At 35.9% G+C, this 16,234-nt stretch carries 15 protein-coding genes, 1 other RNA gene and 2 pseudogenes; 12 read left to right on the forward strand and 6 right to left on the reverse strand.

All coding sequences use genetic code 11. From position 1 onward, the window contains the following. Window positions 1–59 precede the first annotated feature (59 nt). Window positions 60–659 carry a superoxide dismutase family protein gene (locus tag BLW28_RS06225; protein ID WP_073216576.1) on the forward strand — a complete coding sequence of 200 codons (600 nt, stop codon included), beginning with the start codon at window positions 60–62 and terminating at the stop codon, window positions 657–659. Between the two features lie 96 nt (window positions 660–755). On the opposite strand, the gene BLW28_RS06230 is transcribed toward BLW28_RS06225, so the two are convergent. From BLW28_RS06230 to BLW28_RS06245, 5 genes and pseudogenes are all read right to left on the reverse strand, one after another. Beyond that, the gene (locus BLW28_RS06230) at window positions 756–1,205 is read right to left on the reverse strand and encodes a hypothetical protein (RefSeq protein WP_073216579.1); all 450 of its coding nucleotides are present in this window, start codon (window positions 1,203–1,205) and stop codon (window positions 756–758) included. A gap of 167 nt (window positions 1,206–1,372) precedes the next feature. Then, complete coding sequence (locus BLW28_RS06235; protein WP_073216582.1) at window positions 1,373–1,909, reverse strand: 1-acyl-sn-glycerol-3-phosphate acyltransferase; 537 nt, start codon at window positions 1,907–1,909, stop codon at window positions 1,373–1,375. A 21-nt stretch (window positions 1,910–1,930) separates the two neighbouring features. Continuing rightward, entirely contained in the window at window positions 1,931–2,989 is a 1,059-nt protein-coding gene (locus tag BLW28_RS15975; protein ID WP_234946450.1) for an iron-containing alcohol dehydrogenase family protein, read from the reverse strand. A 45-nt stretch (window positions 2,990–3,034) separates the two neighbouring features. After that, window positions 3,035–3,745 (reverse strand): annotated as a pseudogene (kdsB, locus tag BLW28_RS15980) (3-deoxy-manno-octulosonate cytidylyltransferase); the annotation flags it as partial. A 192-nt stretch (window positions 3,746–3,937) separates the two neighbouring features. Then, window positions 3,938–5,359, reverse strand: coding sequence for an ATP-dependent DNA helicase (locus tag BLW28_RS06245; RefSeq protein ID WP_073216586.1), 1,422 nt, complete (start codon window positions 5,357–5,359; stop codon window positions 3,938–3,940). A gap of 127 nt (window positions 5,360–5,486) precedes the next feature. Between BLW28_RS06245 and BLW28_RS06250 the strand changes: the two genes are divergently transcribed. The 3 genes from BLW28_RS06250 to BLW28_RS06260 are packed head-to-tail and all read left to right on the forward strand — an operon-like array spanning window position 5,487 to window position 7,487. After that, window positions 5,487–6,146, forward strand: coding sequence for a hypothetical protein (locus BLW28_RS06250; RefSeq protein WP_073216589.1), 660 nt, complete (start codon window positions 5,487–5,489; stop codon window positions 6,144–6,146). Further along, window positions 6,127–6,948, forward strand: a complete 822-nt coding sequence (locus BLW28_RS06255; protein WP_073216592.1) for a DUF3822 family protein — start codon at window positions 6,127–6,129, stop codon at window positions 6,946–6,948. The genes BLW28_RS06250 and BLW28_RS06255 overlap by 20 nt, the downstream gene beginning before the upstream one ends. Beyond that, complete coding sequence (locus BLW28_RS06260) at window positions 6,948–7,487, forward strand: RsmD family RNA methyltransferase (RefSeq protein ID WP_073216595.1); 540 nt, start codon at window positions 6,948–6,950, stop codon at window positions 7,485–7,487. Before BLW28_RS06255 ends, BLW28_RS06260 begins: the two co-directional genes overlap by 1 nt. Before the next feature lie 235 nt (window positions 7,488–7,722). On the opposite strand, the gene rnpB is transcribed toward BLW28_RS06260, so the two are convergent. Continuing rightward, window positions 7,723–8,058: RNase P RNA component class A (rnpB, locus tag BLW28_RS06265), an RNA gene on the reverse strand. Window positions 8,059–8,298: 240 nt separating this feature from the next. Here rnpB and BLW28_RS06270 point away from each other — a divergent pair. From BLW28_RS06270 to BLW28_RS06310, 8 genes and pseudogenes are all read left to right on the forward strand, one after another. Continuing rightward, entirely contained in the window at window positions 8,299–8,595 is a 297-nt protein-coding gene (locus BLW28_RS06270) for a hypothetical protein (protein ID WP_143036848.1), read from the forward strand. Window positions 8,596–8,730: 135 nt separating this feature from the next. Continuing rightward, window positions 8,731–10,605 (forward strand): DNA polymerase III subunit gamma/tau, encoded by a 1,875-nt coding sequence (locus BLW28_RS06275; protein ID WP_073216602.1) that lies wholly within the window; start codon window positions 8,731–8,733, stop codon window positions 10,603–10,605. A 72-nt stretch (window positions 10,606–10,677) separates the two neighbouring features. Beyond that, window positions 10,678–11,259, forward strand: a complete 582-nt coding sequence (miaE, locus tag BLW28_RS06280) for a MiaE family protein (RefSeq protein WP_073216604.1) — start codon at window positions 10,678–10,680, stop codon at window positions 11,257–11,259. Between the two features lie 145 nt (window positions 11,260–11,404). Then, window positions 11,405–12,712: pseudogene (locus BLW28_RS06285) on the forward strand (chloride channel protein). A 107-nt stretch (window positions 12,713–12,819) separates the two neighbouring features. Next, entirely contained in the window at window positions 12,820–13,077 is a 258-nt protein-coding gene (locus tag BLW28_RS06290) for a hypothetical protein (protein ID WP_073216608.1), read from the forward strand. 501 nt (window positions 13,078–13,578) lie between these two features. Then, window positions 13,579–14,343, forward strand: a complete 765-nt coding sequence (locus tag BLW28_RS06300; RefSeq protein WP_073216613.1) for a CDP-alcohol phosphatidyltransferase family protein — start codon at window positions 13,579–13,581, stop codon at window positions 14,341–14,343. Between the two features lie 131 nt (window positions 14,344–14,474). Beyond that, window positions 14,475–14,939, forward strand: a complete 465-nt coding sequence (locus BLW28_RS06305; protein WP_073216616.1) for a hypothetical protein — start codon at window positions 14,475–14,477, stop codon at window positions 14,937–14,939. A 37-nt stretch (window positions 14,940–14,976) separates the two neighbouring features. After that, window positions 14,977–16,233 (forward strand): T9SS type A sorting domain-containing protein, encoded by a 1,257-nt coding sequence (locus BLW28_RS06310; RefSeq protein WP_073216619.1) that lies wholly within the window; start codon window positions 14,977–14,979, stop codon window positions 16,231–16,233. Window position 16,234 lies beyond the last annotated feature (1 nt).

Here is a 16,234-nt window from a genome sequence, read left to right on the forward strand (position 1 = left end):
AAATCGATATAGTACCTTTAATACCGAAAAATCAACAATAACTACAAAATTTTTTACCAATGAAAAAACTAGGAATTTTATTTACAGCCTCGCTAATATTTGCTTTTGTGGGTTGTAACAACAGTAACAAGGATGCTAATAGCACCGATAAATTGAATGAATCTGTAGAAATAGAAACTACTATAGAACAAGATGAGAAAGAAGCTCCCAAAACAATAAGTGTATTAATGGAGTCTAAAAGTAATAGTACTGCGCAAGGTGAAGTGTACTTTTCAGAAAGTAACGGCGTTGTAAAGCTAGAAGCAAAATTTAAAGGATTGAAGCCAGGCGTACACGCAATTCACATACACGAAAAAGCTGATTGCAGTGCTCCAGATGGAAGTTCGGCTGGTGGACACTGGAATCCAACTCACGAAAAACATGGAAAATGGGGTGATGCCGAAGGTTATCACAAAGGAGATATTGGCAATTTAGAAGCAGATAATGACGGAAACGCTAGTATTACTATGGAAACAGACCAATGGTGTATTGGTTGTGGAGACGATAATAAAGACATTCTTGGAAAATCAGTAATTGTTCACGAAGGAGCAGATGATTTTGTATCGCAACCAACTGGCGATGCAGGAGGAAGAGTAGCCTGCGGTGGCGTTATTAAATAATATTTTGAGACTTTGTCTATACTCAAAAAACCATTCCGAGTCGGAATGGTTTTTTGGTTTTTCACTGTAATCTAATCTATATAAACAGAGTAGAAATTATTTTAGGAAGCCACCTAGCAAGCCTTTTGCCATTCCTCCTATTCCACCGCTACCGGCATTTCCAAGTAAATCGCCCAAGAAAGAGGAGTCATCGTTAGAGTCACCATCTTTCTTTTTTGCAATCATATTAAGCAAAGCTGGTAAGGCAATTGCAACTATTTTATTTGATTGTTCTGGAGAAATTCCTAGTTTGCCCATTAATTCACCAACAATCCCAGAACTCATCTGTGACTGTATTTTGTTAGCTCCAGCATCATTTGGTTTGTCTGAAAAAAGGTTAATTAAACTTGAGATGTTTCCGCCCAACATCTCCTTTGTTGCTTCAGACTTTACTACATCGCCTACAATTGAAAATACACTGTCTAGATTTCCAGATGAAAGTTCTGTTTGACTCGTTAGTTGCCCTCCTATTTCAGATTTTAATTTTCCTATTATTTGTTCTATCATTGTTCGTTATTTAGGTTACAAATTTCAATATTCATCAAATATACTATAATTATAATTTTTAAGCTGTAGGCAAAACTTCCAGGCTTTATTAACTTTAGAGTGATAGATGTATTTCCGAAGGAAATTATATGAATAGAAATATTTATTACCCTTACTTCAAAATAGTTTTAACAAAATTCCTTTTTCTTACCAACCACACCTTTGAAGAACGATCGGAATATTTTAGTATCCGCTTCAATATCACCCGTTGGATAATACGCTTTATCTATAATAACCGCTTTTGTTCCGTAATCAAAAGCCACACAAATAATAGGCACTTTTGCTGCAAGGGCGATGTAATAATATCCTGTTTTCCATTCTGTAACCTTCTTGCGCGTGCCTTCGGGAGAAAGTGATAATCTAAACTCATCGCGCTCTTCAAAAATATTTGCAATAGCTTCAACCTTGTTCTGTCCAGGGGTACGATCCAAAGGAACTCCGCCCATCCAACGAAAATAAGCTCCAAACGGCCAACGGAAAAGTTCGTATTTGGCAATAAAGTTAATATTAATCTTTAGGATTTTTCGAATAAAGACACCGATATAAAAATCATGCCAACTGGTATGCGGAACTACAATAATAACTGATTTCTTAATGGCTGGATCGAAGTTTCCTTTGATTTTCCAACCCATTATTTTATAAAATAAAAATTTAGCAACACCCATTAGTTGGAGCTTAGATTTATATTACATTTTTTGATACAATGCTTTAAGTTTATCACGAGTTATTACTTTTTCCCAATCAGCACCTAAGGCATTTTCCCAAAGAGGAATCATGCTCATGGCAACTTCAATCATTAGGTCCATTTGTTCATCGGTGAGGTTTTTACACACTCCTTGCGGAATCTCAATATTGTGTTTTTTCACCATTTCTTTAAATAAAGCTACATCTTTTGGGTAGAACTCTTCTAAAAACTGAAACGTAATACAGTTTCCTACACCGTGTTTGATTCCTAAAACATATCCTAATCCATAGCTCAACGCGTGTGCAACCCCTACTTGTGAATAAGCAATACTCATTCCTCCATGCCACGAAGCCATCATTAATTTCGCTCTTGATTCACTTTCAGCAAGGTTATCTTCTAAGAAAATTTCCTTACAAAGGTCATAAGCTTTTTCACCATAACTCTGACTGAAGGCATTTAGAAAAGTTCCGTTCAACGATTCCACACAATGTATAAAGCAATCCATTCCTGTAAAAAACCATTGATTTTTAGAAACTCCTTGAGTCAATTCTGGATCAAGAATTACTTGATCAAAGGGCGTATAGTCGCTATTTATACCCAATTTTCTTACTGGGCCTGTAAGAACGGTAGTGCGTGAAACTTCTGCTCCAGTTCCTGATATTGTTGGAATTCCAACATGGTATACGGCTTTTTCTACGACCAAATCCCATCCTTGGTAATCTGCAGCACTCCCTGGATTTGTAAGCATAATAGAAACGGCTTTTGCTAGATCCATAACCGTTCCACCTCCGATTCCAATAATTCCTGAAGGATTTTTAGTGAATTCAGCTTTAATATCTTGAACAAGGCTATCTACCTGAGCAGTTCTAGGCTCTTCTTCGGTAGGGATAAAAAGTAATTTATCATTGAATCGAAGTGTAATGCGATCTAAAAAGGCTTTATTATCCTTAAAAACGTCATCAATCAAAAATATAAACGGTGCTTTTTCTTGTCTTTGAGTTGCTAGAATAGATGGCAGCTGATCGAAGCTTCCCTCACCAAAAACAACCTTTGGAACCATAGGAAAATTTCGAAATTTATTATTGATGCCGTTTGGTTTGCTTTCCTTGAGCAGTTTATTGGCACGTGCCAAATCTTCGGGAGTATCTATTTCAACCCCAACCGTATTAGACACAGCCATCTTAATATTCTTGCCATATTCAAGATAACGAATACACTCTATTTTTTCTACCGCTTCTAACGAACGCATTGGCAAGCGATAGAAATCCATAATTGCTTCTTTCCTAAAAGCATAAATACCTTTATGCTTATAGTATTGGATGTCAACATTCTTATCACGCGGATAAGGAATGGGAGAACGGGAGAAATAAAGCGCAAAATTGTCTTTATCTACGATAACCTTTACAGTATTTGGATCGTTAATTTCCTTCCAATCGTGGATTTCAGTCATCAAGGAAGCTAAGTCGATTTTATCAGCATCTGGCTCATTGAAAACAGCCAGAACTTTCTCTAAGCCCTCACGGCTAGTAAAAGGTTCATCACCTTGAACATTGACCACAATATCAATATCCATGTTTTCTACCGCTTCAGCAATTCGATCGCTACCACAATCGTGCTCTTTCTTACTCATAATTGCTTTACCTCCGCTTCCGATTATTTCATCAAAAATAACCTCACTATCGGTCACGACATAAACCTCATCAAATAAGCCTGTAGCTTTAGTTACTTCATATGTTCTAACTATTACTGGCTTTCCTCCTAAATCTTGCATTAGTTTACCTGGAAACCTTGAAGCTCCATAGCGAGCAGGGATCATTGCTATAATTTTCAAAATAAATATTTTTTTTAAAATCTCCCCAAAAATAAGAAGATTAAGTTCTTGGCGACGCTTTTTCCAGAAGGTTTTTATAAAACGAATTTTAACCTATAACGCTCTAAAACCATTGTGGTTGTTTAGACCCCACGGACCTTATTAAAACCTAACTGAATACCAGCCTACTACATAATTTCACGTTTCAAAAAACTCATCTTTAAACCCTATTAAATATAATTTATCCTGAGCTCGAGTGATGGCTGTATATAACCAACGTAAGTACTCTTTGTCTATTCCGTTAGGCAGATAAGGTTGTTCGACAAACACAGTATTCCACTGTCCACCCTGAGATTTATGACAGGTTATTGCGTAACTAAACTTCACCTGTAACGCATTAAAATACTTGTTCTTTTTTACGGCCATGAATTTCTTGTACTTTGACTTTTCTGAAGCATAATCTTTCATAACTTCCTGATAAAGGCTATTTGATTCTTCATACGTAAGCGATGGTGTTTCTGATGATAACGTATCTAAAAGTAAAACGGTTTCTAAAGGTTGCATGTTAGGGTAATCGACCATGCGCACTTTTACTTCAGCAAATCGAAAACCATATAATTCTTTAAACGCAAATATTTCCAATACTTCCACGATGTCGCCATTGGCAATAAAGCCCGCCTCACTGGCATTGTCCACCCAAAAATAATTGTTCTTCACTACCATTAAGTAATCTCCAGAGGAAAGTTCAGACTCTTGAAACAAAATTCGTTCACGGATACTTTGGTTATAAAGATTCGCTCTTTTATTAGAACGAACGATAATCACCGTACCTTCATTTCCTAATTCGGAATAACTATCGCTAATAGCATCCATTATTTCCTGACCATCAATAGGGCGTATTACATCGGGGAATTGTATCCCAGAGAATTTAAAAGTGTCATAAAAGCCATCTTCTATATGTTCTCTAATTTTGGTGGCATTTTCTAGAATCCCGCTGTCTTTTTGCTGCCTAACTACTTCATCTAGCTCAATATGAATAACTTCCCGACTGTATTGCGATTCTAATATTTGGCTGTCGAGTGCTGGGCTAACAGAAAGATGAACTGGCGGCAATTGTGCCGTATCACCAATTAATAAAAGCTTACAATTGTGGCCGCTGTAAACATATTGCATTAAATCGTCCAATAACGAACCATTTTCAAACAATCTGGAATCTTGGTTTATGTCAGGAATCATCGAAGCTTCATCAACTATAAATATAGTATCTCGGTGTTTGTTGTTTTGAAGCGTAAACGAAACTGAACCTTTTTCACTCTTTGGAAAATAAATCTTTTTATGTATGGTAAAGGCTTGCTTTTTTGAATAGTAGCTAATAACCTTCGCCGCTCTGCCAGTTGGCGCTAAAAGTACAGACCTCATTTTGGCTTTTGGAAGGTTTTTAACAAGTGTACCGACTATTGTGGTTTTTCCTGTTCCGGCATACCCTTTCAATAAAAAGGTTTCATTTTTGTTAGTACCCAACACAAATTTCGCCAATAATTGGAGCGCAATTTCCTGTTTGGGAGTGGTGTTATGGGGGAATTCATTCTTTAAAAAACTATAAAATTCTGATACATTCATCATTTTCAACTGTCAATGGGGGTTTAAAGATAGCTATCATTTTTTCGGAATAAACTTTTGCGAACAAAAAAAAATTGTAGATTTGCGATAGACCTTTTAGTAAATCAACACTTAAACAAAATATACAATGAAATTAGTAATTCAGATTGTTCTTTGGATTGTTATCGTCTTTTTGGGTTGGAAGCTTTGGTCCTCTATTATGGGGCCAGTAGAGTTCAACAAAGTAAAAGAAATCCGTTATACCAAAGTAATTAAAAGTTTGAAGGATATCCAAGCAGCTGAATTGGCTCACAAAGAAATTACAGGGAGCTTCACAGGAGATTGGGACAGCCTGATAAACTTTGTAGATACTGCCAAATTTGCAAGAACACAACGAAGAGACACTAGCTATGCCGATGTCGAAAAGAACAAGGCTTTTGGAATCACTGAAGGTTACTACATTGAAAGATCACTAATAGACACGTTAGGATTTACACCTGTAAAAGATTCATTATTTCGCGGTTCTGATAGATATAAAACAATGATGAATGTTCCTATTGAAGGTGTTAATGCTAAATTTGAACTTGAAGCAGGAACAATTACAAGAAACGATGCTGATTATTCAGTTTTTGAAGCTAGAGTTTCAAAAGATGTTGTTTTACACGATCTTGACAAAGATTTATTAATTCAAGAGAAGCAAGTTCAATCTGTAGATGGTGTAAACGGGCCCTATATAAAAGTAGGCTCTATGGACGAAGTAAACACTACCGGAAACTGGCCTAAAATTTATGACACTGTCATCAAATAAAAATATTGAAAATTTATATTCAAGTAGACTGTCCGTTCAGGTTTCCCTGAACGGGCTTTCTTTTTTGATTGTAGATTCTAATGATGGTAAAACACAGTTTTTTAAGGAGAAAAAGCTAATCCATAGTACTACACCAGAAGAACTTCTGATGGAATTAGAAGAACTTATTGCAAACAATGAAATTCTACAAAACAACTTTATTGAAGTTACAGTAATCTACTCAACATCAATTTATAGCCTCATTCCCACATCTCTTTTTGACGAAACAAAAGCAAGTGAATACCTCAAATTTAATTCTAAAATATTAGCGAATGATTATATTGCGCACGATGTTTTAGACCGTCAAGAAATTGTTGTGGTTTATGTTCCATTTATGAACATAAATAATTATTTATTTGAAAAATACGGCTCCTTTAATTATTATCATTCTGTAAGTATATTATTGAAAACCATTCTTGAAAAGGAAAAGTACGCTTTGCCAAAAATGTATTTACATTTCCAACCAAACAGTTTTGATTGTATTGTTTTAAAACACGGAAAACTCCAACTCTGTAATACTTACAACTATAAAACTGCGGAAGATTTTATCTATTATACATTATTTTGTATGGAGCAATTAAATCTCGACCCAGAAACGCTTCCCGTGATGCTTTGTGGGGATATAGGAAAGAATGATAATACGTATAAAATAGCCTACACTTACATTCGAAATATTGAATTTGTAAAATCGGAAATGACTGCTTTGACAATTGATGAAGCCGAAGATGAGCACCGTCATTTCACACTAAAAAACTCAAATTAATGCGAATAATATCAGGAACTCACAAAGGAAGACGACTCACAGCCCCAAAAAACCTTCCCGTTAGACCAACAACCGATTTTGCAAAAGAAGCCCTGTTCAATATACTTCGCACACGCCTATATTTTGATGAAATTTCGGTTTTAGAATTATTTGCAGGAACTGGAAACATCAGTTTTGAATTTGCCTCTCGAGGAGTGCCTACCATTACCGCTGTAGATTCAAACTATGGATGTATTCAATATATTAATAAAGTTTCGGAAGAATTTTCCTTTCCCATAACAGCTATTAAATCTGAAGCCGACAATTATTTAGAACGTGTTTCTGGAAAATTCGACATTATCTTCGCCGATCCACCTTACGATTTTGACATTTCAAAGTTTGAAAAAATCGTAAATTTAGTATTTGAAAAAGAATTACTTGACGAAGAAGGAACACTAATTATCGAACATTCAAAAGAAAACAACCTTTCCGAAATGCCAAATTTCTCAGAAGCTAGAAAATACGGGGGCAGTGTGTTTAGTTTTTTTAGTCTGACATAGAGAAACCACGAATGCGCGAATCCTAAGTTACTGAAAACCCTATCGCTACTTGGTCTATGATTTTTAGAACCAATTTTTAAGAGTTTTTATGAGTTTCGAACCCACTAATTATTCTTGAATTTATTTTGGCACCACCACCACGATGGAAATTATATTTTGGTAAGTTTTCCCTGAATCCTTATTAATTAAAGAATTTTCAATCTTCAGAAAAGAGATTCCCGCCTTCGCGAGAATAAAAAAAAGCAGGCCTATAAGCCGGGTTCTGTTACCGAAGCTAGTTCGGTACCTTATCATTTATCTAGACGTTCCGTTACCGAAACGCTCAATCTGCCTACCCTCCTGCATCGGGCGGGAACCCTCAAGCACAGGTTTACGTGGCATTTCACCGCATAGAGTTTACCTGATTTCACTACAGCATTACCTGTACATCCTTTCTGCTGCACTTGTCCTGAAATCTCCGCTAAGGCGGGGATCCCGACGGCTGTTAGCCGTTATGCTTCCCTATGGTGTCCGGACTTTCCTCCCAAATCCTCGCGAAGGCGGGAATCTCGACGATAAGGCGGCCTGCTGTGCAAAAGTAGTCTAATGTTAATAAATAAGGTAAAATACGAACCCCTATTTTTTTAAAACCCAAAGTTCATCTTTATATTTGCTGCTAAGTCACTTCTTAAGTATTTAAAGGTAACTGGTGTGTAGTATGACAAAACGGGACTAGATGTTAAATAAGATTCGATTAACTTTAGTGTTATTCTTTTTATTCACTCATTCCTTTTTATATTCCCAAACAGAAAATAAAACGGATTGTTCCATTTTGAAAAACATCAAAATGCGCAGGATTTCTGCTCCAAATGATGGATTCGTTATAATCAAAGATTCCATACATACTGAGTATGTAGAAGATGAAAAGTATTACATTAATTCAAAATTGGAATGGATTAATGACTGTGAATATAATGCTACAGTAACAGAATTTACTTGGCCAAAATTTAAATTTCCAATCGGTGAAGTGCTAAACGTTAAGTTAATAAAATTACAAAATGATACCTTGAATCTTGAGCTAAAAGTTCGGGATTTTGAAGTGAAAACGAAGTATATACGAATTAAATAAATACTGCAAACAACAGTACATAAAAAATTGCTAGTTTTGGCTTACTAAATGTAAGCTGTTTTGTTTGCTTGTTTCTGATTTTCCTTTTCAGTAGTACAATACACAAGCAAGCAATAAGCTACCGACACAAACACTATGGAACAATTCATTGTATCTGCCCGAAAATATCGCCCTGCCGTTTTTAAGGATGTTGTAGGACAACAGGCTATTACCAATACTTTGGAGAATGCCATAAAAAACAATCACCTAGCGCAAGCCCTACTTTTTACTGGACCGCGAGGGGTTGGAAAAACTACCTGCGCTAGAATTCTTGCAAAAGAAATAAATCAAGACGGAACTCAAAAAGAAGACGAAGATTTCGCTTTTAATATTTTTGAACTCGATGCTGCTTCAAATAATTCTGTAGACGACATACGAAACTTAATAGATCAAGTTCGTATTCCGCCACAAGTAGGAAATTACAAAGTATATATTATTGATGAGGTCCATATGCTTTCTTCTGCGGCTTTCAACGCGTTTTTAAAAACTCTTGAAGAGCCTCCAAAACACGCCATTTTTATTTTGGCAACTACTGAAAAGCATAAAATAATCCCTACCATACTTTCTCGATGCCAAATTTTCGATTTCAGAAGAATTGGTGTTCGTGATATTAAAGACCATTTAGCCGAAGTTGCCATGGCCGAAGGAATTGAAGCCGAAGACGATGCGCTTCATATAATTGCTCAAAAAGCAGATGGCGCTTTGCGAGATGCACTATCTATTTTTGATCGCGTTGTTAGTTTCGCTGGCACAAATTTAACGCGTGAAGCTGTAACTGAAAACCTCAACGTTCTCGACTACACTTGGTATTTCCATATAACAGATTTACTCTTAAAAAACAATATTCCACAGGTTTTGGTAGCTTACAACGAAATTTTATCAAAAGGATTTGACGGTCACCATTTTGTAATGGGACTTGCTTCACATTTCCGTGATCTTTTGGTCTGCCAACATCAAGAAACAATTGAACTTTTAGAAGTTGGGGAACAGGTTAAAACAATGTATTTTGAACAATCCCAAAAAACAAGTCAGCAGTTTTTAATAGACGCGATTAACATAGCCAACACCTGCGATTTAAAGTATAAAACTAGTCAGAATCAACGACTATTAGTCGAACTATGCCTGATGCAATTAGCTTCCTTGACTTTTCAGGGCGAAAAAAAAAACTCCAATAACCAAACTTTAACTCAGCTCAATATAAACCCTGAGCGTTTCGTAATTCCTCCCTCCCACTTTAAGGCTCAAAAACCTGGCGCTATTCTTTCAGGTGCAAAAGAAAAGCAGATAACCTCGGCTGGAAGTAGTGCTTCAAAATCCATTAAAACGAATGAATTGGGAGCAACGAACAGCAACGTAAATGAACCCCCTCAAAAACTTTCTTCCGAAGACAATTCAACTATAAAAACGGCTTCAAACGCCCAAACTTCCGTAGATAATAACCAAGAAAAAGCAATTGAGGATAACACCGACAAAATAGTTCAACGCTCTAAAAATTTGATGGAACGAAATGCGCGAAAAGTTTCAGCACTTTCGCTAAAAAGCATTCAAAAACAGCAGGAACTAAAAGAAGAGATTGAAGCAAACACACCCAAACAGAGAATTCTGCCGAAAGAAGAGTTTTCTGAAGAACAAATGATAGCCGTGTGGAATTCGTATTCAAAAATTGTTGAGCAAGAAGGAAAATATAATCTACTTTCTCATTTGAGTATGAACGTACCAAAATTGAATGGCCACATAATACATCTTGAATTTCCGAACTATACTATAAAAACAGAATTAGAACGCGCTAAGTTTGAACTGCTTCAGTTTTTAAGAGAGAATTTAAACAATCACAACATCGACCTTGATATTACCGTTAACGAGAAGGTTGAAAAAAAGTATGCTTATTCCCCTAGAGAGAAATTTGATAAGTTGAAAGAGAAAAATCCAGCAATAGAAAAGCTTCGTCAAGAATTTGATTTGGACATTTAAACCTTTATTCCAAAAAGGCGAAATCAAAATCTTATAGTTATAAAATTAATAAATCATTAAACGTAAATCAAAATGTTAGGTTTAAAACTTCCCACAGACCCGCGTTGGGTAAATATTGTTGAAAAGAACATTGAGGATATTCTCACAGATCATGCTTGGTGTGAACAAAAAGCAGCCTCAACCGCCGTTTCTTTGATTGTAAGTTTTCCGGAATACCCTGATCTTATTCAGGAAATGATAGCGTTGGTGAAGGAAGAAATAAGCCATTTTAAAATGGTTCACGACAAAATTTTGGAGCGTGGCTGGATATTAGGTCGCGATCGAAAAGACGAATACGTTTTACAAATAGTTCAGTTTTTCCCCAAAGGTGGCAGTAGAACAACCCAATTAGTGCATAGATTGTTATATGCAGCACTAATCGAAGCAAGAAGTTGTGAGCGTTTTCGATTGTTAAGCGAAGAATTGGAAGATAAGGAACTCGCCGAATTCTACAGAAAGTTAATGGTTAGTGAAGCAAACCACTACACCATGTTTCTAGGCTTTGCTCGGCAATATGGCAATCGTGATGAGGTTGATAAAAAGTGGAATGAATTGTTATCCTTTGAAGCAGAAGTAATGAAAGATTTAGGAAAACACCAATCTATTCACGGGTAGGTACTTGGTTATTTATTATCAACAAGATAACTAATAATGCTAAAAGTTTTAATGATAACCGTTTCGCTATTGCCCCAATTATCTGAAAATTTACGAACAATGGTTAAAACCCTAACTGAGCAATAAGTTAAAGAAAATTCAACTAATGAAAATCGGGCGCAGAAGAAAATTGGTTTCCTACACAAACCTTTTGGATCATCCAATCCGTTTTAATCCTTTCGTTTTTAGTCGAATGTTTATTCTATGGGCTATTCTTGGGCTCATTGGTGGAATTATTTCTGGATCTTATTGGGTTGTTTTAATGCTGTTGACGGATTTCTTAGGAACGTGGCAAGGCTGGTTAGTCATTCCTGTTATGGCAATTAGTGGCTTACTCGCAGGTCTTGTTATTTACTTTATTGGCGATCCTGGCGAAATGGAATTAATTGTGAACAACATTCGTTTTAACAAAGGCAAATTAGATCCGAAAAACAATCCATCAATGGTGCTCTCATCGCTACTTTGCGCTGCCTCAGGTGGAATCTTAGGACCTGAAGCGCCATTAGTTCAAGTTACAGGGTCTACAGGCACTTTACTTGGAAAGTTATTGGGAATTAAAGGAGAAGAATTGCGCTCCTTAAGTATTGCCGGTATGGCTTCTGGATTTACAGCCTTGTTTGGCGCTCCTTTGGGCGGTAGTCTTTTCTCTTTAGAAATTTTACACCACAAACACTCTGTACAATATTATAAGGCTATTATTCCCGCATTAGTTGCTAGCGGTTTTAGCTACGTAATTTTCGCCATAATTGTTCAATTAGGATTAGGCCCTATGTGGAATTTACCATCCTACGAAATGGAAACATTTTTCGACTTTGGTTAGGCTGTGTTTTTTCGAGTACTAGCTACACTGGTAGGTTGAGGATTCATATTCTGTACTAAGTTCTTCAAAAACCTATTCGGAAAATTAACGACTCCTATTTATATTAAAACACTCATCGGTGGAATCCTTTTAGGAGCAATTGCCTTTTATATTCCTCTTACACGATATTTCAGCCACTTTGAGATTAATGAACTATTAGAAGCAGAGGGATCTATCCAGTTTTTGGCAGCCGTATTAATTTTTAAGATTATTGCTATTGCAATTACCATTACCTCAGGATGGCGGGGAGGGTTTATCATTCCTTTGTTTTTCTGTGGCACTGCATTAGGAATGCTTATTCACACTATATTTCCTTCTATTAATTTATCCTTAACCATTGTAAGTTGTATGGCAGCCATCAATGTCTGTGTAACCAGAACACCTATGAGCACCACAATTTTGTTGGCTACCTTAACTGGGTTTACCTACTTTATCCCAATACTCTTTGCAAGTTTAACAGGCTACTTTCTTGCCCCGCGAATTCCATTTATTAAATCTCAAATGGAAGAAAAAGAACGACGTTTATTACAACGAAAAAAAACCTCAAAGCAGTAATTCACAGCTTCTAAAAGTTATTCTACTCTATTTCGTCAGATATAATTTGTATTCTTGTAATTTGAACTTTACATGAGACTTAGAACACATAACTAAATTGGCATATAATGTCGCAACAGCAAAATTCTGAAAATTCTGAAATTGATGGTTCTGATATAAAAAACCAAAACCCGGGATCGCTTTCTGTTAACGACCCTATAAAAACAGAACTTAAAGCTGAAGAAAAAGATTCGTTTATTGATAAGTGGAAAACTAGCCGATTTTGGTTAATTAGAGGTAGTTTTTATGTGTTGCGTTCCATTTGGATGACAGTTATGGTTATAGGTGGATTTATTTTATGGCTAATTTCCTTCCTATTTATTTAATGCGCAGGCTTCCGCTGAAGGTTTTGCATTGTTATGTATTCCTTTCCTTAGCTCTGTTTGTTTGCGTGCAGGCTTGGAAATATTTTTGTGGCATTCGCTCTAATTGGGTTTTCCATTATTTAAATGACTTTTTAACGATTCCGATGGTTGCCACCATTTGCCTACACGGTGTATGGTTTCTTAAAAAAGACAGTTCCATTCGTCTAAATATTTTCACTATTTTAAGTTTGGTAATAATGTATTCCATTGCTTTTGAATATTATCTCCCAAAGCAATCGTTCAGGTACACTGGGGATATTTGGGACGTGGTTTGTTATTCTTTAGGTGGAATAGTATTTTACCTTTTACAAAAAATTGAGTCAAACACTTCAACAAAATAACGGCATATAACATTGCCGTTTCACCTTAATCTGTTTCAATTAGTGCTTCATGAACCTTGGTTTAATACTATATTTGTAATTCTGAAGGTATATTCCTTATTTCAGCTTTCTATAATATTGCATGTCTAAACTACCCAAAGAACATAAGTTTATAGACCTTTCAGATTATGGAAGACCGATAGCTAGGGTCATCGCGAATTCATTAAAGAACACTTCTTTCACTCCTATTCACGTTACCATTTGTTTTATTATTGCTGGATTAATAGGAATTTACTGCATAATTAAAGGCTATTACTGGTTTGCTGCATTGTTTTTAATTCTTAAGTCTATCTTAGACGCTGCCGACGGCGAACTAGCTCGCGTAACACAAAAGCCATCATATACAGGTCGATATTTAGATTCTGTAGCAGATATTATATTAAATGCTCTAATATTTTTATCGGTTTGGTTTATAAGTAATAGTTCACTTTGGATTTGCCTTCTAGCCTTTTTAGGGCTTCAATTGCAAGGCACACTTTACAATTACTATTATGTAATTCTACGAAATAAATATGACGGTAACACTACTAGTCGTGTGTTTGAAACCTCATCACCCAAAGCTCTTAAAGGAGAAAAACAAGCGCACGTAAATTTTCTTTTCGGACTGTATAAGCTGCTATACGGCCCTTTTGACAAATCAATTTATGCCCTAGATAGAAACGCACATAAAGGAAAAGCATTTCCAAAATGGTTTATGACAAGTGTTTCTACATTCGGATTGGGTTTCCAATTATTGTTAATAGCCATTATGCTCGTTTTGAATTTAGAAAACATTATTCTTCCGTTCTTTTTAGGATATACTGTGATGGTATTGGTTTTTATCGGAATTCGAAAGACTTTTTTCTGATAAAATCTAATGAAGCACTTGCTGAAATAATTGACTATTTACAATACTGAAACAATAACCAAAACGAATTTTAATATATTTGATATGATTCAATTAGAACCCTCACCAACCTTATAGCATTAAAACATACCATGAACCTACTCGAACTCCACAAAAAAGAAAATTTAACTGAAAACATCAAGTTATGCAAAGTTTATATTCAGCTAGAAGAACTTTTAAAGGAGTTAAATAAGAAGAAGCTTTCGCCACAAGTTGTTGAGCATATAAATCTTGAAATTAAGGAATTGAATACTTCATCCCTTACTGATTCTAGATTGTTAAAGTTCGCCAAGGAGAAGCGAACCAAGATCATTAGGCTATTAGAAAAAGAACATAAAATTGTACCTAAAAACTATTACCGTAATCTATGGTTAGTTTTAGGAATGTCGGCTTTTGGGTTACCACTCGGTGTCGTCTTCGGGTTAATGACTAGTAATATGGGGTTATTAGCCATAGGCTTACCTATTGGAATGGCTATAGGAATTGCTGTAGGGACTAAAATGGACAATAAAGCACAGGAAGAAGGTAGGCAACTACAAATTGAGATTTCGTATTAATTTTTATCACAGTGAGACTTCAAAAAGAAACCCTGCAATGAAAAAACTGCTTTTCTTAATTTCCTTCGCCATAGTCAGCTTCTCGATTCACGGCCAAAGCACTAAAAAAGTCTTGTTCATTGGCAATAGCTACACCGCTGCCAATAACCTACCGTTACTCGTAAAAAACATGGCTAACAGTACTGGCGATGCATTGATATACGACTCGTACACACCGGGAGGCTACCGATTTATGAATCACGCTTCTGACCAAACCACGCTTTCAAAAATCAACTCAGATAATTGGGATTATGTTGCGCTTCAAGGGCAAAGTCAGGAAACATCATTTAGTGAAGCGCAAATGCAAGCAGAAGTGTACCCTCCTGCCGAAACATTAAGCAATGCTATTAGAACAAACAACGAATGTTCGCAACCGTTATTTTATATGACATGGGGACGCGAAAATGGCGATGCAACTAATTGTTCTTTCATTCCTTGGGTTTGCACCTATGAAGGAATGGACGATGCTATTAGGGCAAGCTATATTTTTATGTCTGAAAGTAACGCAGCCGAACTCGCACCAGCAGGAGCTGTTTGGCGTTTTCTCAGGGAAAATTATCCGAATATTAATTTGTATTCAGGTGACGGCTCGCATCCTTCATTGGCAGGATCGTATGCCGTGGCGTGTGCCTTTTACACTATGATTTACAAAAAAGACCCTACTTTTATTTCCTGGAATTCAACTTTAAATGAAACCGAAGCCAATCTTATAAAAATGGCTGCTAAAACAATCGTTTTTAACGAAATATCCGATTGGGATTTTACACTATCGCCAATTGCAGATTTTTCTGAAGAAATTAATAACGGTGAGGCCTCATTCACACATACTGGAAGTGACTTCGAATCAATTCTTTGGGATTTTGGCGATGGAAATACTTCTACAGAAACTAACCCAATTCATACATTTATAGAAAATGGAATTTATGAAGTTTCACAAACCATTACAAAATGCGAAAAATCTGATACTAAAACAAAAACAATTGAAATTATAACCTTACATACAGAGGGTTTTAACAAACAGCAGTTTGCCGTTTATCCCAACCCCACTGCGGGCAAATTAACCGTAAATTTGGTAAAACATTACAAACAAGTAAACATTTCAATTTCAAGTCTTTCTGGAAAGACCTTGCTAAAAACGACTATCAAAAATTCAACTAACTTTGAATTCAACATTTCTACTTTAAGTAAAGGATTATACATTTTAAAAGTTCTTGCAGACGACAACGTTTACGTTCAAAAAATAGTAAAAGAATAAA

This window comes from Aequorivita viscosa (genome assembly GCF_900106795.1).
Lineage (GTDB): Bacteria > Bacteroidota > Bacteroidia > Flavobacteriales > Flavobacteriaceae > Aequorivita > Aequorivita viscosa.

What these genes read in the sequence shown, in the direction of transcription:
- BLW28_RS06225 (WP_073216576.1), top strand. Translation starts at nt 60, where the DNA reads ATGAAAAAACTAGGAATTTTATTTACAGCCTCGCTAATATTTGCTTTT.
- BLW28_RS06230 (WP_073216579.1), bottom strand. Translation starts at nt 1,205, where the DNA reads ATGATAGAACAAATAATAGGAAAATTAAAATCTGAAATAGGAGGGCAA.
- BLW28_RS06235 (WP_073216582.1), bottom strand. Translation starts at nt 1,909, where the DNA reads ATGGGTGTTGCTAAATTTTTATTTTATAAAATAATGGGTTGGAAAATC.
- BLW28_RS15975 (WP_234946450.1), bottom strand. Translation starts at nt 2,989, where the DNA reads ATGGTTCCAAAGGTTGTTTTTGGTGAGGGAAGCTTCGATCAGCTGCCA.
- BLW28_RS06245 (WP_073216586.1), bottom strand. Translation starts at nt 5,359, where the DNA reads ATGAATGTATCAGAATTTTATAGTTTTTTAAAGAATGAATTCCCCCAT.
- BLW28_RS06250 (WP_073216589.1), top strand. Translation starts at nt 5,487, where the DNA reads ATGAAATTAGTAATTCAGATTGTTCTTTGGATTGTTATCGTCTTTTTG.
- BLW28_RS06255 (WP_073216592.1), top strand. Translation starts at nt 6,127, where the DNA reads ATGACACTGTCATCAAATAAAAATATTGAAAATTTATATTCAAGTAGA.
- BLW28_RS06260 (WP_073216595.1), top strand. Translation starts at nt 6,948, where the DNA reads ATGCGAATAATATCAGGAACTCACAAAGGAAGACGACTCACAGCCCCA.
- BLW28_RS06275 (WP_073216602.1), top strand. Translation starts at nt 8,731, where the DNA reads ATGGAACAATTCATTGTATCTGCCCGAAAATATCGCCCTGCCGTTTTT.
- miaE (WP_073216604.1), top strand. Translation starts at nt 10,678, where the DNA reads ATGTTAGGTTTAAAACTTCCCACAGACCCGCGTTGGGTAAATATTGTT.
- BLW28_RS06290 (WP_073216608.1), top strand. Translation starts at nt 12,820, where the DNA reads ATGTCGCAACAGCAAAATTCTGAAAATTCTGAAATTGATGGTTCTGAT.
- BLW28_RS06300 (WP_073216613.1), top strand. Translation starts at nt 13,579, where the DNA reads ATGTCTAAACTACCCAAAGAACATAAGTTTATAGACCTTTCAGATTAT.
- BLW28_RS06305 (WP_073216616.1), top strand. Translation starts at nt 14,475, where the DNA reads ATGAACCTACTCGAACTCCACAAAAAAGAAAATTTAACTGAAAACATC.
- BLW28_RS06310 (WP_073216619.1), top strand. Translation starts at nt 14,977, where the DNA reads ATGAAAAAACTGCTTTTCTTAATTTCCTTCGCCATAGTCAGCTTCTCG.